Here is a 21,170-nt window from a genome sequence, read left to right on the forward strand (position 1 = left end):
CAATTACCAGAACTGTTACTCACCACGGTGGGTCAGTACTGAATCCACCAAACCGTATTCCACTGCTTGTTCTGCAGACATGAAATTGTCGCGGTCAGTGTCTCGCTCAATAATTTCAAGCGGTTGACCGGTATGCTCTGCCAATAAGTGGTTCAATTTGTTCTTAATCGATAAAATTTCTTGCGCGTGAATTTGGATGTCCGAAGCTTGGCCTTGGAAACCACCTAGCGGTTGGTGAATCATTACGCGCGAATTTGGTAGAACATAACGTTTACCTGGTGCGCCACCAGCTAGTAAGAACGCGCCCATAGAACAAGCTTGTCCCATACATACCGTGCTCACGTTTGGTTTAATAAACTGCATAGTATCGTAAATAGACATACCTGCAGTCACACTACCACCAGGAGAGTTGATGTATAAGAAAATATCTTTGTCCGGGTTTTCTGACTCTAAGAAAAGCAGCTGAGCCACGACAAGATTTGCCATGTGGTCTTCTACCTGACCCGTTAAGAAAATAACTCGCTCTTTTAAAAGACGTGAATAGATATCGTATGAACGTTCGCCACGGGAAGTTTGTTCAACCACCATTGGTACTAGCGCATCAATAATCGGCGACATTGCGTTTTTTTCTTGGTAGCTCATAGTCTTAATATCCCTAAAAATAAATGGCCCGGATGATGTATATCATACGGACCATTGTTAGCAGAATAGTTGATGTCTCGTCAACCTTCTACGCTATAGATTGCTTATTAAGCAGCAACTTGAGGGTTCATTAGCTCGTTAAAGCTAATTGCTTTCTCAGTTACTGTTGCTTTAGCAATGATCGCGTCAATCGCTTGTTCTTCTAGAGCTACGTTGCGCATGTTGTTCATCATTTGCTCGTTTTGCTCGTAGTAAGAGATAACTTCGGTTGGATCTTCGTAAGCTGTTGCCATCTCTTCGATAAGTGCTTTCACTTTCTCATCGTCAGCTTTTAGCTCTTCAGCTTTGATTACTTCACCTAGAAGTAATCCAACAACTACGCGACGTTTAGCTTGCTCTTCAAACATTTCACGTGGAAGTTGGTTTGCAGCTTCGATGTTACCACCGAAACGTTGTGCAGCTTGTTGACGTAGAACGTCGATTTCTTGGTCTACTAGAGCAGCAGGAACGTCGATGTCGTTCTCTTTCACTAGGCCTTCAATCGCTTGATCTTTGATACGCGCTTTGATTGCTTGCTTAAGTTCACGTTCCATGTTCTTACGAACTTCAGCTTTAAGTGCGTCAACACCGCCTTCAACAACACCAAACTTAGCAACGAACTCGTCATTGAGTTCTGGAAGCTCTTGAGCTTCTACTTTATTCACTTTGATAGCGAACTTAGCTGCTTTACCTTTTAGGTTTTCAGCGTGGTAATCTTCTGGGAAGTTTACGTCGATTTCGAATTCCATACCTTTAGTTTTGCCAACGATACCGTCTTCAAAACCAGGAATCATGCGACCAGCACCCATTTCTAGAGGGAAGTTTTCAGCTTTACCGCCTTCAAACTCTTCGCCGTCGATAGAACCAACGAAGTCGATAGAAACGCGCTTACCGTTTTCTGCAGCTTCTTCTACTTCAGCCCAAGTAGCTTGTTGCTTACGTAGTGTTTCTAGCATCTCTTCAACGTCAGAATCTTGAACTTCTGCTGCAGGCTTTTCTACAGTGATGTTTTCAAGACCTTTCAGTTCAACTTCTGGGTAAACTTCGAAAGTTGCAGTAAATACTAAGTCTGCACCTTCTTTAACTTCTACTGGTGCGAAAGTTGGAGCGCCAGCTGGGTTGATTTTCTCTTTTACGATTGCTTCAATGAAGTGGCGTTGCATCACTTCACCAAGAATGTCTTGACGTACTGCTTTGCCGTACATTTGAGCAACCATCTTCATCGGTACTTTACCTTTACGGAAACCGTCGAAACGACGATTTTTCGCGATGTTGCGTAGTTCAGCTGCCACTGCATCTTCGATGTTTGCAGCAGGAACAGTAATATTCAAACGGCGCTCTAGGCCTTCTAGCGTTTCAACAGTAACTTGCATTGTATATAAACCTCAAAACTGGCTCAGTATTCCTGAGCATCATGAGCCAACATCTCTGTTTGGCTTCATCCTTATTTTGTGCTCGATAGAACACTTAACTTGTAAATATTGAGCATCGATACTCTCAGTGAACTTCACCTAAATACCGAACTAATGAGTGACATCTTTTGTCGATTTGCGCCGAATAAAGGTATCTCTGATTAGCCTCAGGACTAAAAAATTAGACGCGATATACTACCGATCTCAGCTTTAGCTGTCGAGCGAATACCCGGCAAGAAAAAGCCAATGTCCTAAAAAACTCTTTGAGTGCTAAAAAATTCATCAACGAATAGTTCACTCGATGGCACTGAAATGGGGACAATATAGGCTTTTTCAAGAGAATCGAGGGATTTTTTTCCTCAAATAATCAAAAAGAGATCTGGCTCTTGTTTTGTCTCCCATATTCGATATGTTTTTGAATCGGAAAATGGAACTTCCCAGTATCATGAATGGCGAAATAAACAAGGAATAAAAAATATGACAAGGATGCTGTCTGTACGCCAACTCTCAGTATTGTTTTTGATCATTTATGTTGTCATCGCTGCTATGGCGGCTCATCTCGTTTGGCGCTATAGCTATCAATCTCTATTGATACAGCAACAGTCAGAACTTGAACGCTTCTCAAGCCATATCTCAGCCAAACTCGACAAATACGCTCACATACCTCGATTGCTCTCTAAAGACAAAGAGCTCGTTGATGCGCTCAATCATCCTGAAAACAGTGCACAAATAGACTTAACTAATCGCTATTTGGAGCAAGTTAACGAGGTTATTCAGGCTGCAGACACTTACTTACTTGATGACATAGGCAATACCATCGCATCCAGTAACTGGAACCTAGACCGTTCCTTTATAGGGCGAAATTTTGCGTGGCGCCCTTATTTCTACGATGCTATTTCCGGCCAAAAAAGTCAGTACTTTGCGCTGGGGTCAACCTCAGGACAACGAGGCTACTACTACGCCTATCCTGTCATCTATGCTGCGGAAATTATCGGTGTTGTGGTGGTAAAAATGGATCTTTCATCCATTGAAGACAACTGGCAAAGCAAGAACAGTTACTTCGTTGCAACAGACGCTAACAACATTGTGTTCATGTCCAGTCGCCCAGACTGGCTATTCCATAGTGTTTCCGAACTGAGCGAACAGTCACGCCAAAAAATACAGGATACGCGCCAATACTTAGACAACACTATCCCTTCTTTGGGTTTTTATGGTGATGTCAATATTAATGAAACGGAATGGGTACAGCCTAATCAAGGTTGGATTAAAAACGACTACATCGTTTCTACTAACAAGCTCAACGAGCTTGCGCTCAACATTCATGTCTTATCGCCCAAAGTAAAAGTGTTCTGGGATACCTTTGGCTTCTTAATCATTCTGACAATGATATTCGCCATCATCTATCTCGCTTTTTTGCTGTTACATCACAGGCAAGCCCGTCAGCGTCAGATAGAACGACTACAAGCGGAAGCCAAACAGAAGCTTGAATTTTTGGTGATGGAGCGAACCTCAAAGCTTCATGTAGAGATTGACGAACGGACAAGAGCAGAACAGGCTTTAAGACAGACTCAAGAAGAGTTGATCCAAGCCGCTAAGCTGGCTGTGCTCGGACAAATGTCTGCCAGCATCAGTCATGAGCTGAACAATCCACTTGCGGCGATTCGCAGCTTTGCCGATAACGGCAGACGATTTCTTGCCAATGGAAAGCCAGAACGCACCGATGAAAATCTAGGGCGTATATCCGCATTAACGGTGCGTATGGCAAAAATAAGTGAACAGCTTAAATCTTTTGCCAGAAAAACAGAAACTGGCGATCAGATTGAAGCGCAACTGCTTCCCCTGATCATCAATGCAAAAGAGCTTATGCAGCCACAGTTTAAATCGAATTACGTCGAACTTGATATTCAAGCACCAGAGTCTCCGATTCGATGCAGCATTAACCCCATCCAGCTGGAGCAAGTAATCATTAACTTGCTGACCAATGCAATGCAGGCTGTTGATGAACGGGAGACAAAAAAAGTGGTGCTGACATTAGAAGAGCACCAAGACCGTATCTGCATTCACGTTGACGATTCAGGTACTGGGCTCCATTTGAATCAAATGAAAAACCTGTTTGAACCCTTCTTCACTACCAAGAAAAATGGTTTAGGGTTAGGGTTATCTATCTCGCAGCAAATCATGCACGGCATGGGTGGCGATCTTACCGCCCACTCGTCACCGCTAGGGGGAGCGAGGTTTACGATTACACTAAACAAACCCCAACAAAGTTCAGAGCAGTAAATTAAGGAAGTTGTATGTGCGATGTATTTTTTATTGATGACGAAGACGATATTCGAATCGCCATTGAGCAAAGCTTTGAACTGGCAGACATCGATGCTCGTTTTTTCTCAAGTGCTGAAGACGCATTATTAGCCATTAAGCAGGACAAACTGCCCATGGTGGTCGTCACGGATATTTGCTTGCCCGGTTTAAGCGGACAAAATCTGCTTTCATCCATTCACCATCAGGATAGCGACGTCCCAGTTATTCTCATCACTGGTCATGGCGATATATCGATGGCGGTACAAGCAATGCATGACGGAGCGTATGACTTTATCGAAAAACCTTTTGCTCCAGAAAGATTAATAGAGACTGTAAACCGAGCGATTGAGCGCAGAAAACTGACGTTGGAAAACCAGCAACTGAAACGCAGCCTTAAAGCCAGCCAGACCCTTGGCCCTCGAATTATCGGTGAAACAAACAGTATCATCGCATTAAGAGAGACCATTACACACGTAGCTGACACTAATGCAGATATTCTGCTGTTTGGCGAAACGGGCACAGGTAAAGAACTCATTGCCCGCTCATTGCACGAACAAAGTTCTCGAAGAGAACAAAATTTCGTTGCGGTTAACTGTGGCGCAGTGCCGGAAAACCTGATCGAAAGTGAACTCTACGGGCACGAAAAAGGCGCGTTTACAGGTGCAGATGCGAAACGTATCGGTAAATTTGAACATGCCCAAGGTGGTACACTGTTTCTCGATGAAATCGAGTCCATGCCAATGCAAGCGCAAATTCGATTACTGCGAGTACTGCAAGAACGAGTGATTGAAAGAGTCGGCTCCAATGAGCTGATACCACTGGATATCCGAGTCATTGCTGCTACCAAAGTGGATCTAAAAAAAGCAGCTCAAGAAGGCACTTTTCGTCAGGACCTATACTACAGACTCAACATTGTCACGCTGGATATTCCGCCGCTGCGTGAACGCCGGGAAGACATACCAGCCCTTTTCCACCACTTCCTACTTGTGGCAGCAGCACGTTATGGTAAAGCCGCTACCGCATTGCCCCAGAGTGCATTACAGGCGCTTCTCAGTCATAACTGGCCGGGAAATGTGAGGGAACTGCGCAACGCAGCGGAGCGTTATGTTTTACTTGGCAAGCTTTCAGAACTAGGTGAACAAAGCACAAACGCCAAAGAGCTGACCAGCCTTGCCGAACAGGTGGCCGAGTATGAGAAATCACTTATCGAACAAACGCTGATAGAATGTTCCGGTAGCATTAAAGACACCATGGAGCTGCTTAAGACTCCAAGAAAGACACTCTACGATAAAATGCAGAAATATCAGATAAATAAAGACAATTACAAAGAATAAGCTCCATCTTTGTAGAAAGTCGTTTAGAGATAAAAAAAGACGCCCTGTAATATTGGGCGTCTTTTTTTTCAGGTTTGATCAAGCCTATCGGGTAATAATTTCTGGCCCCATAAGTAACGTAGGTAACCAAGTTGATACAGCCGGTATATAAGTAACGATAATCAAGAATAGGAACATAATCGCTACCCAAGGTAATGCCGCTTTAACCACATGCATCATAGACATCTTCGCTACCCCAGCAGTCACAAACAAGTTGAGCCCCACCGGCGGTGTTATCATACCTATCTCCATGTTCACAACCATCATGATACCAAGGTGAATTGGGTCAATCCCTAACTGAATGGCAATTGGGAACACCAACGGAGCAACGATAATCAACAGTCCTGATGGCTCCATAAACTGTCCACCAATCAACAGCAAAACGTTAACCACGATGAGGAAAGCAATCGGACCTAAACCGGCGGAAAGCATAGATTCCGTGATCATCTGAGGTACGCGTTCTTCAGTCAATACATGTTTCAAGATCAGCGCGTTAGCGATGATAAACAATAACATGATTGTCAGTTTACCTGCGTCATACAAGGTATTTTTTGTATCTTTATGTACAAAAGATTCAAACACTTTTACTACAGCGGGTTTGGTGTTTTTCCTATCAGCAAAAGGCCCCATATCACGGTAGATAAAGTTCGCTAGGATGAAAGAGTATACCGCAGCAACAGCAGCCGCTTCCGTTGGTGTAAAGATACCCCCATAAATACCACCTAAGATGATAACCACCAGCAGTAAACCCCAGCTTGCATCTTTTGCCGCGATCATCGCTTCACCCCAGCCAACAAATGGCTGCTTTGGAAGGTTCTTAATACGTGCTGCAATGTAAATGGCAACCATCAACATCAAGCCCGCTAAAAGCCCAGGGATGACACCGCCTAAGAACATACGACCCACAGAAACATCCGTTGCCGCTGAGTACACAACCATAACAATCGACGGCGGTATCAGAATGCCCAAAGTACCTGCGTTACAAATTACCCCAGCAGCAAACTCTTTCGAGTAACCATTTTTCACCATGCCAGTGATAACAATACTACCAATAGCAACAACCGTAGCTGGTGAGGAACCCGACAATGCCGCGAACATCATACACGCCACAACCGACGCCATCGCTAAACCACCGCGAAACCAACCTACCATCGCAATCGCAAAACGAATAATACGCTTCGCCACACCACCCGTAGACATAAAGCTAGAAGCCAAAATGAAAAATGGTATTGCTAATAGAGTGTAGTGCCCTTCAAACGCATTGAATAATGTTTGTGCCACCGAAGCGAGAGAAGCTTCAGAATGCCACATTAAAAATAGAATACTGGAAAGTCCCAGAGATATGGCAATCGGCACACCAACGAGCATGAAGCCAATTACTAATACGAATAACAGCAAAATATCCATAATTTACTGCTCCTTGTTCTTATTGGTGGTGCTCATGACATCTTCCACATCTGCCATTTCTGCTTTCAGAGCATCAAGATCTTCTTCCGCTTCATGACCTGAAATCATACGGTCCAATTTACCCGTTAAAATTTGGTATGCGATTTGTAAGAAACGGAAAGTCAGTAGTGCCATGCCGATAGGCAAAGCCATATAAGGAATAAAACGTGGTAGTTTTTCGTAACGCTCACCTTCATTGAGCCAGTCTGCTAGGAATTGCAGCATATCTGGCATCGGAATATCGTCGGTTTCATACCAGGCGCGTTCACTTACAAAGGGATACCAATAGTTCCATGAACCAATTAAAAGCAACACTGAAAACGTTAAACAGCAAGCGACCGCGATTAGCGCATAAATTTTTCGCCCGCCTTCTGGGGCTAAGTTAATCACCACATCAACACCGATATGGAAATGCTTTTTAACCCCGTAAGAAGCCCCAACTAAAACCATCCAGGCAAACATAAAAACGGTAAGCTCAAGCGCCCAAAGAATGTTGTCATTAAACATGTAACGCATAATGACATTGACGAACGTAAGTAACGTCATTGCCCCCAAGAAGAAAGCAATAAGTGTCTCTTCAGCTTTGTCAGTGAATCGACCGACTTTTGCAAAAAATGACTGTTCCATAAGATACTTAGCTCTTTTGTAATCGTTATTTTGAAAATGCCCCTACCCTTAGTGAGCAGGGGCAAACATCATTACTTCTGATTAGAAGCCAAAGCAGCATCAATCAGATCGCTACCAATATCTTTCTCAAACTTCTTCCATACCGGTTTCAATGCATCAACCCATTGCTGACGCTGCTCTGGTGTTAGTTCACGAACCACACCGCCAGCCTCAATAACGTATTGTTTATTCTGCGCTTCAACCTTGTTGGATTCTGCGTTACGCGTTTCAGTCACTTCTTTCAATATTGTTGCAAATTGATCACGAACGTCTGCTGGTAGACCATCCCACCACTTGGTAGAAGTCACGACTAGGTAGTCTAGAATGCCGTGGTTTGTCTCTGTAGTACCATCTTGAACTTCAAAGAACTTCTTACCATAAATGTTTGACCACGTGTTTTCCTGACCATCAATAACTTTGGTTTGTAGGCCGCCGTACACTTCAGCAAATGACATTTTTTGAGGGTTGGCATCTAACTGTTCAAACTGTGCAACTAACACGTCAGACGCTTGAACACGGAACTTAAGCCCTGCTGCATCAGAAGGAAGCACGATTGGCTTGTTAGCAGAGATTTGTTTCATGCCGTTATGCCAGAATTCAAGACCACGAACACCACGACGATTCATCGCATTTTTCAACTTGTCGCCCGCTTCAGAGTTTTGGAATCGGTCCACGGCATCTACATCATCAAAAAGGAAAGGTAAGTCGAAAATGCGGAACTTTTTGGTGAATTTTTCAAATTTTGAAAGAGATGGTGCCGCTAACTGAACATCGCCGTTCAACATTGCTTCTAACACTTTGTCATCATCATAAAGCGTTGAGTTTGGAAATACCTGCATACAGGCTTTACCGTTCATTTCTTCGTTTACACGTTTTTCAAGCAATGAAGCAGCGATACCTTTCGGATGCTTATCTGTGTTAGTTACGTGGCTAAACTTAATCACGATTTCACCCGGATCACAGTTTGCAGCAGCGTTGAAGCTTGTAACAGCTAAGATAGAGGCAGTCAGTAGGGTAAGAGGCTTTAACATTATTATTCTCCTTGGTTTATATCATCAGCTAACTCATCAATGAGCGCTGCATGAACTCTATAGAGCAAGGAGCAAGCCAAGTTGAAACAATTAATTAACATTCATTTAAAAACAATTGGTTACATTTAATTTATAAGTATCAAATTGATAACACTAGTTTTGAAGGGTTTAGAAATGGGTGGAAAATGACACATTGAAAATTAACATTTGTGTCATTTCCCGCCTATAGAAAGAAAGTAGCCTTGAAACTACATTGAGGATTTAACTACTTTGGTGAGACGTTGCACCGCCTCTTTTGGCGTTTCATTTGGATTATTGAAGAAGTTGGTGATCACATCAAACATCGCGCTTTGAACATAGCTGGTGGTCGACATCCCATGAGCCATACTTGGAACCAGATCGCCGGTTTTAGCCGATGATTTAAACTCTCGCATCGAATCGAGGGCACACTGGTCGAAATGAGACATATCCATATCCAGCCGAACAGGGATAGAACCTTTATTTAAGTTAAAAACTTCCTGAAACTTGGGGTCAAGGATGGTAGAAGCCAGCGCTTGTTGTGCTTTAAAATTTTCTTCATCTTGAAGATCAAAAAACGCAAAACTGTCGACGTTGTAAGTGAATTTCCCTGCTGTACCAAATGCTGGTGCACAGACATAGTCTTTTCCCGGTACTTTTCCTGCCGCAGAAAATTCGCCTTTTGCCCAGTCACCCATGATCTGCATTCCCGCCTCACCCTTGATTACCATAGAGGTCGCGGTCATCCAGTCTCTCCCTGGCGAGTTATTATCAACATAGCTTCGAACACGTTTAAACTGGGTGAAAACCTCAATCATTTTTTCACCACCTAAAGTGTCCATATCCAAGTCGACAAACGCTTTTATGTAATCTTTCGCACCCAAGACATCGAGAGCAATAACTTCAAACAGCGTGGCATTTTGCCAAGGTTGGCTACCGTGAGCTAAAGGGATTAAGCCAATGGCTTTGATTTTATCCGCTGCCGTAAAAAACTCATCCATAGAGGTTGGAATCTTTGCCCCTGCTTTCGCAAACACTTCGGAGTTAGCCCAGAGCCAATTCACGCGGTGCACATTAACAGGAACAGCAACATAGTGATTATCGTACTTCATAACATTAGTAATCATTTTGGGAATCACATCATCCCAATGCTCAGGATTCGCAACGCTATTTAAGTTGGTCAAAAAACCAAGTCGCGCCCACTCTTGAATGTCGGGGCCTTTAATGTTGGCCGCAGATGGGGGATTACCAGAAACTGCACGCGTTCTTAACACTCTCATTGCGCTTTCACCGCCACCGCCTTCTACACCGAAATCAATCCATGAGTAACCTTGCAGCTCCAGCATGTCTTTCAGTACAGAAATCGCATTTGCTTCGCCACCCGCTGTCCACCAGTGAAGCACTTCCACTTCTCCCGCACTTGCCGGCGTTACTGCAGAAATTAATGAAGCGGCGAGAAGAGTTTTCGTTATTTTCATTGTTTTTCCTTGTGAGTAAGGAATTTACACTTCGAGTGTCGGTGGGATGAATAGTTTGACGCGCAAACCACCACTCAACAGATTTTCTATCACCATGTCCCCGCCATGTCCGCGAAGAATGCTGCGGCTAATCCCTAGACCAAGCCCATGCCCTTCATCATCGTTGGCAATGCGGAAATAAGGCTCAAAAACCGTTTCCAGTTTATCTTTAGGGATACCTGGCCCACGGTCCTCTATGCTGATGGTAATCCAGTCTTCTGTCTCTTCAATACTCACCCAGACCTCATAACCGTACTTCACACCATTGTTGATCAAATTGGTAAGTGCTCGCTTCATCGCTAACGGTTTTGCGACAATAGGTTCAATGACAATTGGCTTAAAGTGCACGAGTTGAGTCGTTAAGTTATGCCCTTCTGCAATCGACATAATCAATTCATTAAGATCGATAAAATCATTGTTTTCGTGTAAGTCAGTATCACGAACACATTGCAATGCGCCCTTCACCATCATTTCCAGTTCATCCAAATCCCGATTAAACTTCTCTCGCTTAAGATCGTCTACAAGCAATTCTGCTCTTAGCCTTAGACGAGTAATCGGTGTTTTTAAATCGTGGGAAATGGCAGAAAAAAGATTCTCCCTGTCTGATACATAACGGCGGATACGCAGTTGCATCAGATTAAAAGCTCGGGTGGCGGTGATTAACTCACTGGCGCCTTCTTCGTTCAAAGGTCGCGGTTCGATACCCATGCTCATATCATTGGCAGCGCGCGCTAAATTCTTTAAAGGTCTCACTTGCCTGCGCATTAACAGGTAAGTCAGCACTAACAATATGGAGGTAGAAAAGAACAGATAGATAATCTGCTCTTTGCCTATGATGGTGTCATCTAATGTGATGTATGGTGAAGGCAACAAGGCGGCGATGTATATCCACTCTTTTTCGTCCAATTCGATCTGCACCACCATCACAGGCGGGTTCAAAGGCTCCAACGTCAACGTATGGTGAACCCATGATTTCGGCAAATCGTTCATGAAAATACTGTTTTTGAGTAAACGCAGTCTTTCCGGTCGAGAAAAATCGACCAGCACCTGACCAACATTGTTCAGTTTGTCGTTCAAGACCTTTTTCACCGCCTTCACTGAGGCGATTTTCAAACTCGTTTCTTCTATCGGTTCAACAATTAATCTTTCCTTGTTAAAGGAAACAAAAAACCGTGTCCCCCCCATGTTTCGGATCTGATCCAAGATGATGTGACGATACCGGACAGGCAGAGACTGGAAAAAAGTCACCGTAGAAGCAAACATACCCGCCATACTGGCTGACGCCGAATGAATACCTTCCAGTTCTTTGGCTTTTGATTGGCTATACCAGACCGAGGTAGCAATACCTTGAGCAATAACCACCGCAAGCAACGTTAACATTAAGGTACGAGCAACTAACGAATTGGGCTTAAAACTTTTCCAAAAACGAGGGACTGACATAAAGATTAATGCTCATATTGAACAGAAATGGCTAACTTATAACCATTACCACGCATGGTTTTGATGTAGTGAGGAAACTGCTCACTGCTGCCAAGACGTTGTCTTAAACGACTTAGTTGAACATCAATACCGCGCTCATAAGGCAAAGCTTCACGTCCACGGGTTGCCATAGAGATAGTATCTTTGTCGATCACTTCATTAGGATTGGTCAAAAACAACATTAGCAACGCAAAATCACTACCGGATAAATCATGCTCTTCGCGAGTGTGGGTATTCATAATACGATGAGAAGTTGTATCTAAACGCCAATCACCAAACTCGATATGTTTCGGTAAAACGTCTTCGCCTTTCTCTTCGTTGGCATTGAAACGTCTTAGCACCGCTTTGATTCGAGCCACCAGCTGTCTTGGACTAAACGGCTTCGCGATATAGTCATCCGCACCGATTTCCAAGCCTATGATTTGATCAGTTTCATCCGATACCGCAGTCAACATAATGATAGGAACATTTGAATCACGGCGAATATGTTGGCATATGTCGAAACCGTCATCACCCGGCAACATGACATCCAGCAAGATAAGATCAGGATAACCTTTGGAATCTAAGTAAGCCTGAAGTTCTACACCGTCACCAACCGCGGCGACATTGAAACCAGATTTACTCAGATACTCATCCAGCAGCTCACATATTTCTTTATCATCATCAACGACGAGGATGCGAGTATCTTCCAGCATGTTTCTTCCATATTCTCTATGTCACAAAAAGTGAATCAATTTTATAACCGCAGCGCTTTCTTGATTACGCTTATTTCACTAAAACTTGAATTCATCATGGATAAAGATCACATTATTCAGTCAAATTATTGTAAACGTTCTCATGAAGAGCAGCTTATCTCCAATGTTTTGCCCCACTCTGGCGGTAACTTGGCGTAATGTTCGTTGTGAGGTTGCTCATCAAATGGCTTTTTCAATAGCTCTGCTAAGCGTTCTAACTCTGAATAATCGCCTTCTTCGGCTCTATCAATAGCAACCTGCGCCAAATAGTTCCTTAATATGTATTTTGGGTTTACTTGACGCATTTTTTCACAGCGTTGAGCCACACTGACTTGCTTGCCTCCGCTGCTCAACTCGCGGTCACAGCGTGTGAGATAAGTGTCCAACCACTGGCTAGATTGCTCACGGTCGAGAAACAGGTCAACCACCTCTTGCGGCTTCGCTGTATCCAACATAGAGATCTGGCGGAAGAATCTCGTGTAGTCCACCTTATTGGCAGCCAAAAGTTCAAACATGGTATCGAAAATCGCACCATCGTCAGGTAAACGCGTTAACAAGCCAAGTTTGTTGCGCATCATTTCGCTAAAATAACCGTTAAGTTGAACTTCGTATTGGCTCAGCGCCTGTTCGAGATCTTCCCTCTCAATTAATGCCGACAAAGAATGTGCCAGTGCCGATAAATTCCATAACGCAATTCTTGGTTGCTGATCGAAAGCATAACGCCCCTGATAGTCAGAATGGTTGCAGATAAACTCAGGATGATAGTCATCCAAAAAGCCAAAAGGACCGTAGTCAAAAGTCTGCCCAAGAATAGACATGTTGTCGGTATTCATTACCCCATGGGCAAAACCCACAGCTTGCCACTGCGCAATCATCAGCGCAGTTTTATCAACGATTTGATTAAACATCATGGCGTAGGGATTTTTCTGATTAGCACATTCAGGGAAATACCACTCAATCACTTTGTCAGCGAGGAGTTTTTGCTGATCTAACTGATTGGTATAGAAGAAGTGCTCGAAATGACCGAAACGAATATGAGTGTCAGCCATACGAATCAGCAACGCGCCAAACTCTTGTTTTTCACGATAAACCGGTGTGTCACTAGTCATTAAACCGAGCGCTCTAGTGGTTGCAATTCCCAGCCCAGCCATTGCTTCACTGCACAAATATTCGCGCACCGAAGAACGTAATACCGCACGCCCGTCACCCATTCGCGAATAAGGAGTTAAACCCGCCCCTTTAAGGTGAATATCCGCAACTTGACCACTTTTCGATGCCACTTCTGCCAACAACAACCCACGCCCATCCCCCAAATCAGGGTTATAAGCGCCAAACTGGTGACCAGCGTACTTCATCGCCAACGGAGCAAACTGCTCTGGCACTTCCTGCCCAGAAAATGCCTGTAAGATTTCGTCCGTTGGTTGTTCAGGAAATCCATAGTGCTTGGCTAAGTCACAATTCCAAGTTACCCATCGGGTATTACTCAGAGGCTGAGGGTCAATAGGTGTGTAAAAAGCTTTAGGTAACTCGCTAAAGCGAGTCGTCAATGTGACGGTATCCCAGAACGACATAACATTTCTCACAAGGATCGGTTGCGCTGATTTATTTGTTCGAACGTTAGCAAATACCTGAGTTAAATACTAGGTTATATAAAACAGAGATAAAAAAGCCCCAACTTCGTTTGGGGCTCTCAGTGTCACTTGCTGATTTACAGTTAAATCAGAGCGAATACGCTTACTACCGCAACTAAGGAAAACACTAGCGTGCGACCAATAACGCCTAAAAGAGTTGGTTGAATCATTTCTACATGCATAATGCTCTCCTCGATAAATATGACAATGTAATGACAATATGATGAAAATTTCGCAAATGAGCAATAACTAGACAGATTAAATTTTTGTTACAACGTAAGCAACTCGCGCAACGCACTCCAGAATGTAGCCATAAAAACTATGTGCCTTACCTATCGGCAAAGCCTTGACTGCATTAGCCCTTGTATTGACGCTTCAAATTGTCCAGTATGAAAAAAGGACAGCAATAGAAGGATAAGGATGAATGAGAAATCCAACGCCGCGCCTAACGCTGCGCGTGATTGAAAAAAGCGACTATCCAGAATTAGCAGAGCTAATGGATTTAGTTTTTCATGACGTGGGCGGAGCTTGGCCACGCATGACAATTATGGATTTGATTCACCAGTTTCCTGATGGACAAATTTGTATTGAAGATGACGGCAAAATCATTGGTGCCGCTCTCACTATCAAAGTCGATTACAACCGCTTCTCTCTTCCTCATGTCTACACAGACATAGTCAACGAAAACAATGTTATTCAACACAAAACCAACGGTGATGCACTCTACGGGCTAGACGTGTTTGTACACCCTGATTATCGTGGTTTGCGCTTGGGACGACGCTTATATGCCGCTCGTAAAGAGCTTTGTCGCAGTACCAATTTGAAAGCAATTCTCGCTGGCGGAAGAATTCCCGGATACAGCGCTTACGCCAATACCATGCCAGTGACCGAGTACATAGAGAAAATCAAACGTCGCGAAATTCATGATCCCATTCTCTCCTTCCAGCTCTCTAATGACTTTGACGTGAAACGAATTATGCGTCACTACCTGCCAGAAGATGACAATTCGCGTGGTTACGCCACCTTATTGGAGTGGGATAACTTCTTTTATGAAGATGACATTATCTCCATTCACGACATCGAGAAAACGCTGGTCAGGATTGGTATCGTACAGTGGCAAATGCGGGCTGTGACCAGTGTTGAAGACTTAATGGATCAAGCGGAATTCTTTGTCGATTCCCTTTCCAACTACAAAGCCGATTTCGCTCTCTTTCCGGAATTTTTCAACGCCCCATTAATGGGACTCAAAAACGATCAAAATACGGTCGAAGCGATTCGTTTTCTTGCGTCGTTCAGTGAAGAAATAAAACTGCGCTTTTCTGAGTTAGCGGTGACTTACAACATCAACATCATTGCGGGTAGTATGCCTGTGCTGGAAGACGGCATTCTCTACAACGTGGCTTATTTACTTCATCGTGATGGAACCATTGATGAACAAAGTAAAATCCACATTACTCCGCATGAGAAGCGAGATTGGGTGATTGATGGTGGCGACAAAGTTCAAGTATTTGAAACCGACGCAGGCCGTGTTGGTATTCTGATTTGTTACGACAGCGAATTTCCTGAACTAGGCAGAATGATGGCTGAGAAAGATGTGCAAATTATCTTTGTTCCATTCTGGACAGATACCAAAAACGGCTATCAACGGGTGCGTCTGTGTTCACAAGCTAGGGCAATAGAGAATGAGTGCTACGTTGCCATTGGGGGCAGTGTCGGTAACTTACCACGTGTAGATAACGTCGATATTCAATACGCTCAATCTGCGGTATTTTCTCCATCCGATGTTTATTTCCCTCACGATGCGACGATCACAGAAGCCAGCCCTAATACAGAGATGATCATCTTCGCAGACGTCGATTTAGACAAGCTTAAGCAGTTGAATACCGAAGGTTCAGTTACTAATCTTCGTCATCGCAGAATGGATCTTTATGGCGGATTCACACAACCCAAGTCCTAGGCCGTAAACAAAGACTGCTAGAACTTCTGAACGCACAGTAATCACTGTGCGTTTTTGATTGAATTTCACTTTTATCCCACTTTTTCTGCGAACCCCTTCAAACAAATATTGATCGCCATACGCTCTACGCTTATTGTTGTTCTCTTACTTTCAAGATATGGATATCTCTATGAATACCGCGCTGTTAGGAATGTTTATTCCTACCTTTTTCTTCGTTTCTATCACCCCAGGTATGTGTATGACATTAGCACTTACTTTGGGCATGACCATCGGCTATAAACGTACCCTTTGGATGATGGTAGGAGAATTAGTAGGTGTAGCTGTGGTCGCGGTTTCAGCGGTTGTGGGGATTGCCGCCGTCATGCTGACCTACCCTTGGTTATTCACCGTCTTTAAGTCTATTGGCGCTTGCTACCTTTTTTACCTCGGCGTGCAAATGTGGCTATCGAGAGGCAAGCTCGCATTAAATGTTGATAGCGAACAAACATACACAGGCAGCAACTGGGAACTGACAGCGCAAGGTTTTATTACCGCTATTGCTAACCCTAAGGGGTGGGCTTTCATGATTTCTCTGTTGCCTCCATTTATCGACCAATCCATCAGCCTGACGCCACAACTTATCTTTCTAGTCTCCATTATTCTCGTGTCCGAGTTTGTGTGTATGACGCTTTACGCAACTGGCGGCAAAGGTCTTAAACGCGCACTAGGCAAAACACAGAACGTGAAGCTTATGAACCGCATTTCAGGAACGTTAATGATGGGTGTCGGTATATGGCTATTTTTGAGTTAGGTCGTTTAAATACGGGAGTCAGAAAGCTTTCCGAATCGCGCGCAGTGATCGTGTTTGTCTTCTTACTGCCACCGCTTTTCTGGGCAGGCAATTTTATTGTTGGTCGTGCGGTTCGCGATGAGATCCCACCGGTGACGCTTTCGTTCAGCCGCTGGGTTCTGGCAAGCATTTTATTACTGCCTTTTTCTTATAAATACATTCTCAAAGAATGGAAACTCTATATTGAGCAGTGGCGTTTAACGCTGGTCACCTCGATTACAGGCTTTGCCGCGTTTAACTCTTTTATCTATCTTGGTTTGCAATCGACACCTGCAACCAACGGCACCTTACTAAACGCCTTTATTCCTATTCTTATCAGCATCTTTGGCGCTCTGTTTTTTGGCCTAGCCATAACTTGGCGGTTGTGTTTGGGTATTACTCTTTCACTAAGTGGCATACTGACGATTGTCAGTGCAGGTGACTGGAACAACCTTCTCGCACTTAACATCAATCATGGTGACTTTATTATTTTCTTCGCCATGGTTTGTTGGGCGATATACACCATTGGCCTTAAACAATTGCCCCCAACCATCAATCGACTGGGTTTGATGTCAGTACAAATGATATTAGCGATACTGGCTCTGCTACCGTTTTATTTGTGGGAAGTGTATTCAGGTCAATATCCGGTTTGGAATGCCCACTCTATTTTGAGCTTGCTTTATATCGGCATTTTCCCTTCTATAGGTGCCTTCTTGCTTTACATGCAAAGCGTGAAGCTGCTAGGCCCGGCGAAAGCCAGCCTTTCCGTTCACTTGATTCCTGTGTTTGGCGCCATGCTCTCAGCTCTATTTCTTGGTGAATATGTACAGCTGTATCACCTTTGGGGAATCATGTTAATTTTCCTTGGCATTATCCTTAGCTAAAAAAAAGCCAGCGAATCACTCCGCTGGCTCTTTTTATACAAATTTGAACTTAAGAAGCGTGATATGTTTCTTCGTTAAGTTCACCTTCACTCTTCGCCACCAGTACAGCAACCATCATGTCACCACAGATGTTGATTGTTGTACGCGCCATATCGAGAATACGGTCAATACCCGCAACAATCGCTAAACCTTCAATTGGCAGACCAACGGTACTCAACACCAAAGACAACATAATAAGACCAGCACCCGGAACACCCGCCGTACCAATAGAAGCCAGAGTCGCAGTGAGAATGATTGTTAGGTAGTCTGAAGTTTCGAGATCAATACCAAAAGCTTGTGCAATGAATAGCGCACACACACCCTGATACAACGCGGTACCATCCATATTGATCGTTGCACCGAGAGGAAGCACGAAGCTTGAAACCCCTTCAGAGACACCTAATTCTTCGCGAGATGCTTTAATCGTCGCAGGTAAAGTGCCTGAACTACTAGACGTGGTAAACGCAACAGCTGCTGGGTTAGTAATGCTACGTAAGTAGTTGATAGGATTTAAACGACCCAAAATACTCAGTAGGCCAGAATAGAACACAAGGATGTGAATTAGCGCGCCAATGTAGACCGCAGCAATCACTTTGATCAAAGGTAGAAGTACATCTAAACCGTAAGTACCAGCAACCCAAGCCATCAGACCAAAAATACCGTAAGGAGCAAGTGTCATAACAATTTCTGTCAGCTTATACATAGCTTCAGCTAGGCTTTCAAAAATTTTAACTGCGGGCTCGCCTTTGTCCCCAACTAAAACTAGCGAAACACCCAGACCAACGGCGAATACAATAATTTGTAAAATATTGCCTGCCGCCATTGCGTTCACAGGGTTTTGCGGAATCATCGCTAATAATGTCTGAACAAGTTCTGGAGCAGCTTTGCCACTGTCTTCAAGGTTCTGCGCAACCATATTTAGACCAGCACCCGGCTCCAATACTGTGGAAAGCCCCATACCGATGGCAATAGCCACTGCCGTTGTCCCCATATAGAGGACGATAGCTTTTACGCCAATACGTCCCATCTTGCGAGTGTCCTTCATTGACGTGATGCCAACAATTAGTGAACAAAAGACCAGAGGGACAATTAGCATTTTAATGGCGTTAATAAAGAGCGTCCCGATAGGTTTCAGTATCGCTGCGCTTGGCCCCATAATGGTACCAACCACGATTCCTGCAACCATACCTATCAGAATTTTTTTCCACAGTGCTAGACCAGACCAAAACCCTTTGGGTTGCGATTGTACTTGCGTATTCATCTCATTCCTTGTTTCTTACAAAAAGTGCTAGTGAAAATCAAAAAAAATTGAAGGACGAATTACACAACAAAAGACAAGTGAGGTAAATAGCGATAACTAAGCGGTATACCGAGCATTTATATACGTCATGAGTAAATTTTATTTAAGAATTCTATTAATTCTTATTAAGAATTTTATTTAAATAAAATATTAATTTATTTATTTCATAAGGTTATACCTAGTCAGCGATAAACTTGCTAATAATTCAAGCCTATCTCAGCAATCATCGATTCATTAAGGCTGCTTAGAGATAAACAGATCTGACCTCCTATATTATTTGGAGTCATTACTCTATAAATATACATACCGATAACATTCGGCCTTGGGGCATCACAATACAATTAAATAGAGTTCCGTTCTTTCCACTCTATTACCACACTGAATATTCGATACATTTCATTATTAACGAGCAAAAATAATCGATACAAACCAACCCAATTGCTATGTCGTAATCGCATTTGAAATGCATCGAGCTCTGAATTCAACGCCAAATTTAACGCTGTGAAAACCCAAGTGTTGACGTTTAAAGAAACAACAAATGCACGGTAATAGATTACAAAACGGAGAACAGATGAGATGTGAAAACTTACGTCTTTGCCAATATACGATTGACACCGGAAAGAAAGAGAGATGAGATATACAAAAATGAAAAAACCTCGGCAGAGTTAACGTACCGAGGTCTTAAATAATGGCACGCCCTACAGGATTCGAACCTGTGACCACCTGCTTAGAAGGCAGGTGCTCTATCCAGCTGAGCTAAGGGCGCGCTACAGGGAAAGGATTATACGAGTTAAAGATGGTAAATCAACGGCTTTATCTTAGTTTCTGATTTAAATGCCTAAAAATTTACCACTCAACCAACTAACGCCGAAAAATAAACCAAAGCAAACGTTTGCTTATAGATGTTCATCAAAATTTCTGCGACAATGCGCGCAAAAATTTTCGCTCTAAATGTGAAGGAAAGTCATGACTGCTCAAAATATTGATGGAACACTTATTTCTAAAACCGTGCGTTCAGAAGTTGCTGCACGAGTAAAAGCTAGAACAGAAGCTGGATTACGTGCTCCGGGACTAGCAGTAGTGCTTGTAGGCGAAGACCCTGCATCACAAGTTTATGTTGGCAGTAAGCGACGCGCTTGTGAAGAAGTGGGCTTTATTTCTAAATCTTTCGATTTGCCAGCAACAGCTTCAGAAAAAGAACTATTGGATTTGGTTGACCAACTTAACCAAGACCCTGAGATCGATGGCATTCTTGTTCAGCTTCCTCTACCCGCTGGCATCGATTCAACACACGTACTAGAACGCATTCACCCAGAAAAAGACGTGGATGGCTTCCACCCATACAACGTAGGTCGCTTAGCTCAACGCATTCCAAAACTACGCTCATGTACACCAAAAGGTATCATTACCCTTTTAGACCGTTACAACATTCCTATGCGCGGTAAGCATGCCGTCATTGTTGGCGCATCAAACATTGTTGGTCGCCCTATGACACTGGAACTGTTGCTTGCTGGTTGTACAACCACAACGTGCCACCGATTCACCAAGGATCTTGAGGGTCATGTTCGCCAAGCGGATATTCTGGTCGTCGCTGTGGGTAAACCAAACTTCATTCCGGGCGCTTGGATCAAGGAAGGCGCAGTGGTGGTCGATGTCGGTATCAACCGATTAGAGAATGGTAAACTGGTAGGCGACGTTGAGTACGATGTGGCAAAAAGTACTGCGAGCTTCATTACACCAGTACCAGGCGGTGTAGGTCCAATGACAGTCGCGAGTTTGATAGAGAACACTATGATTGCGTGTGAACAATTCCACACCAAGAAATAAGTGACCAAGTAGACACTAAAAAGGGCTCTGTGAGCCCTTTTCTATTTTCAATGCATTTCAATTAAC

16 protein-coding genes and 1 tRNA gene are annotated in these 21,170 nt (G+C 43.6%); 6 read left to right on the top strand and 11 right to left on the bottom strand.

Annotated elements, in window-relative coordinates; all coding sequences use genetic code 11:
- Positions 1-15: 15 nt before the first annotated feature.
- Both clpP and tig read right to left on the bottom strand, forming a co-directional pair.
- Positions 16-642: an ATP-dependent Clp endopeptidase proteolytic subunit ClpP gene (gene clpP, locus HUO09_RS11905; RefSeq protein ID WP_042486819.1), complete on the bottom strand. Its 627-nt coding sequence runs from the start codon at positions 640-642 to the stop codon at positions 16-18.
- A gap of 107 nt (positions 643-749) precedes the next feature.
- Positions 750-2,054 (bottom strand): trigger factor, encoded by a 1,305-nt coding sequence (gene tig / locus HUO09_RS11910; RefSeq protein ID WP_167412764.1) that lies wholly within the window; start codon positions 2,052-2,054, stop codon positions 750-752.
- Between the two features lie 525 nt (positions 2,055-2,579).
- Between tig and HUO09_RS11915 the strand changes: the two genes are divergently transcribed.
- On the top strand, positions 2,580-4,373 hold the full coding sequence (locus HUO09_RS11915; RefSeq protein ID WP_188234161.1) for an ATP-binding protein: 1,794 nt from the start codon (positions 2,580-2,582) through the stop codon (positions 4,371-4,373).
- Positions 4,374-4,387: 14 nt separating this feature from the next.
- Positions 4,388-5,728: a sigma-54 dependent transcriptional regulator gene (locus HUO09_RS11920; RefSeq protein ID WP_167412765.1), complete on the top strand. Its 1,341-nt coding sequence runs from the start codon at positions 4,388-4,390 to the stop codon at positions 5,726-5,728.
- A gap of 84 nt (positions 5,729-5,812) precedes the next feature.
- Here HUO09_RS11920 and HUO09_RS11925 read toward each other — a convergent pair whose 3' ends face one another.
- The 7 genes from HUO09_RS11925 to HUO09_RS11955 form a co-directional block, all read right to left on the bottom strand.
- Positions 5,813-7,174 (bottom strand): TRAP transporter large permease, encoded by a 1,362-nt coding sequence (locus HUO09_RS11925; protein ID WP_188234100.1) that lies wholly within the window; start codon positions 7,172-7,174, stop codon positions 5,813-5,815.
- Positions 7,175-7,177: 3 nt separating this feature from the next.
- On the bottom strand, positions 7,178-7,840 hold the full coding sequence (locus HUO09_RS11930; protein ID WP_167413533.1) for a TRAP transporter small permease: 663 nt from the start codon (positions 7,838-7,840) through the stop codon (positions 7,178-7,180).
- Positions 7,841-7,911: 71 nt separating this feature from the next.
- Positions 7,912-8,910, bottom strand: a complete 999-nt coding sequence (locus HUO09_RS11935; protein ID WP_167413534.1) for a TRAP transporter substrate-binding protein — start codon at positions 8,908-8,910, stop codon at positions 7,912-7,914.
- Positions 8,911-9,158: 248 nt separating this feature from the next.
- The gene (locus HUO09_RS11940; RefSeq protein ID WP_188234101.1) at positions 9,159-10,406 is read right to left on the bottom strand and encodes an ABC transporter substrate-binding protein; all 1,248 of its coding nucleotides are present in this window, start codon (positions 10,404-10,406) and stop codon (positions 9,159-9,161) included.
- Between the two features lie 24 nt (positions 10,407-10,430).
- Positions 10,431-11,885, bottom strand: a complete 1,455-nt coding sequence (locus HUO09_RS11945) for an ATP-binding protein (protein WP_188234102.1) — start codon at positions 11,883-11,885, stop codon at positions 10,431-10,433.
- A gap of 5 nt (positions 11,886-11,890) precedes the next feature.
- Positions 11,891-12,619, bottom strand: a complete 729-nt coding sequence (locus tag HUO09_RS11950; RefSeq protein WP_188234103.1) for a response regulator — start codon at positions 12,617-12,619, stop codon at positions 11,891-11,893.
- A gap of 140 nt (positions 12,620-12,759) precedes the next feature.
- On the bottom strand, positions 12,760-14,229 hold the full coding sequence (locus HUO09_RS11955; protein WP_188234104.1) for a protein adenylyltransferase SelO: 1,470 nt from the start codon (positions 14,227-14,229) through the stop codon (positions 12,760-12,762).
- 484 nt (positions 14,230-14,713) lie between these two features.
- Here HUO09_RS11955 and HUO09_RS11960 point away from each other — a divergent pair, with 484 nt between their 5' ends.
- From HUO09_RS11960 to HUO09_RS11970, 3 genes are all read left to right on the top strand, one after another.
- Positions 14,714-16,246, top strand: a complete 1,533-nt coding sequence (locus HUO09_RS11960; RefSeq protein ID WP_188234105.1) for a bifunctional GNAT family N-acetyltransferase/carbon-nitrogen hydrolase family protein — start codon at positions 14,714-14,716, stop codon at positions 16,244-16,246.
- A 169-nt stretch (positions 16,247-16,415) separates the two neighbouring features.
- Positions 16,416-17,036 (top strand): LysE family translocator, encoded by a 621-nt coding sequence (locus tag HUO09_RS11965; RefSeq protein WP_167413540.1) that lies wholly within the window; start codon positions 16,416-16,418, stop codon positions 17,034-17,036.
- Positions 17,018-17,938, top strand: a complete 921-nt coding sequence (locus HUO09_RS11970; protein WP_167413541.1) for a DMT family transporter — start codon at positions 17,018-17,020, stop codon at positions 17,936-17,938. The genes HUO09_RS11965 and HUO09_RS11970 overlap by 19 nt, the downstream gene beginning before the upstream one ends.
- Positions 17,939-17,987: 49 nt before the next feature.
- Here HUO09_RS11970 and HUO09_RS11975 read toward each other — a convergent pair whose 3' ends face one another.
- Complete coding sequence (locus HUO09_RS11975; RefSeq protein ID WP_188234106.1) at positions 17,988-19,238, bottom strand: dicarboxylate/amino acid:cation symporter; 1,251 nt, start codon at positions 19,236-19,238, stop codon at positions 17,988-17,990.
- Positions 19,239-19,966: 728 nt separating this feature from the next.
- Positions 19,967-20,043, bottom strand: a tRNA-Arg gene (locus HUO09_RS11980).
- Between the two features lie 200 nt (positions 20,044-20,243).
- Here HUO09_RS11980 and folD point away from each other — a divergent pair.
- A complete protein-coding gene (gene folD, locus HUO09_RS11985) occupies positions 20,244-21,104 on the top strand; it encodes a bifunctional methylenetetrahydrofolate dehydrogenase/methenyltetrahydrofolate cyclohydrolase FolD (RefSeq protein WP_167410884.1) in 861 nt (286 codons plus the stop codon).
- Positions 21,105-21,170: the final 66 nt, after the last annotated feature.

Origin of the sequence: Vibrio sp. Y2-5, assembly GCF_014596725.1 — a bacterium.
Classification (GTDB): Bacteria; Pseudomonadota; Gammaproteobacteria; order Enterobacterales; family Vibrionaceae; genus Vibrio.

Bases quoted from the DNA above. Each gene is read 5' to 3' on its own strand.
- clpP (WP_042486819.1), bottom strand. From the start codon at position 642: ATGAGCTACCAAGAAAAAAACGCAATGTCGCCGATTATTGATGCGCTA.
- tig (WP_167412764.1), bottom strand. From the start codon at position 2,054: ATGCAAGTTACTGTTGAAACGCTAGAAGGCCTAGAGCGCCGTTTGAAT.
- HUO09_RS11915 (WP_188234161.1), top strand. From the start codon at position 2,580: ATGCTGTCTGTACGCCAACTCTCAGTATTGTTTTTGATCATTTATGTT.
- HUO09_RS11920 (WP_167412765.1), top strand. From the start codon at position 4,388: ATGTGCGATGTATTTTTTATTGATGACGAAGACGATATTCGAATCGCC.
- HUO09_RS11925 (WP_188234100.1), bottom strand. From the start codon at position 7,174: ATGGATATTTTGCTGTTATTCGTATTAGTAATTGGCTTCATGCTCGTT.
- HUO09_RS11930 (WP_167413533.1), bottom strand. From the start codon at position 7,840: ATGGAACAGTCATTTTTTGCAAAAGTCGGTCGATTCACTGACAAAGCT.
- HUO09_RS11935 (WP_167413534.1), bottom strand. From the start codon at position 8,910: ATGTTAAAGCCTCTTACCCTACTGACTGCCTCTATCTTAGCTGTTACA.
- HUO09_RS11940 (WP_188234101.1), bottom strand. From the start codon at position 10,406: ATGAAAATAACGAAAACTCTTCTCGCCGCTTCATTAATTTCTGCAGTA.
- HUO09_RS11945 (WP_188234102.1), bottom strand. From the start codon at position 11,885: ATGTCAGTCCCTCGTTTTTGGAAAAGTTTTAAGCCCAATTCGTTAGTT.
- HUO09_RS11950 (WP_188234103.1), bottom strand. From the start codon at position 12,619: ATGCTGGAAGATACTCGCATCCTCGTCGTTGATGATGATAAAGAAATA.
- HUO09_RS11955 (WP_188234104.1), bottom strand. From the start codon at position 14,229: ATGTCGTTCTGGGATACCGTCACATTGACGACTCGCTTTAGCGAGTTA.
- HUO09_RS11960 (WP_188234105.1), top strand. From the start codon at position 14,714: ATGAGAAATCCAACGCCGCGCCTAACGCTGCGCGTGATTGAAAAAAGC.
- HUO09_RS11965 (WP_167413540.1), top strand. From the start codon at position 16,416: ATGAATACCGCGCTGTTAGGAATGTTTATTCCTACCTTTTTCTTCGTT.
- HUO09_RS11970 (WP_167413541.1), top strand. From the start codon at position 17,018: ATGGCTATTTTTGAGTTAGGTCGTTTAAATACGGGAGTCAGAAAGCTT.
- HUO09_RS11975 (WP_188234106.1), bottom strand. From the start codon at position 19,238: ATGAATACGCAAGTACAATCGCAACCCAAAGGGTTTTGGTCTGGTCTA.
- folD (WP_167410884.1), top strand. From the start codon at position 20,244: ATGACTGCTCAAAATATTGATGGAACACTTATTTCTAAAACCGTGCGT.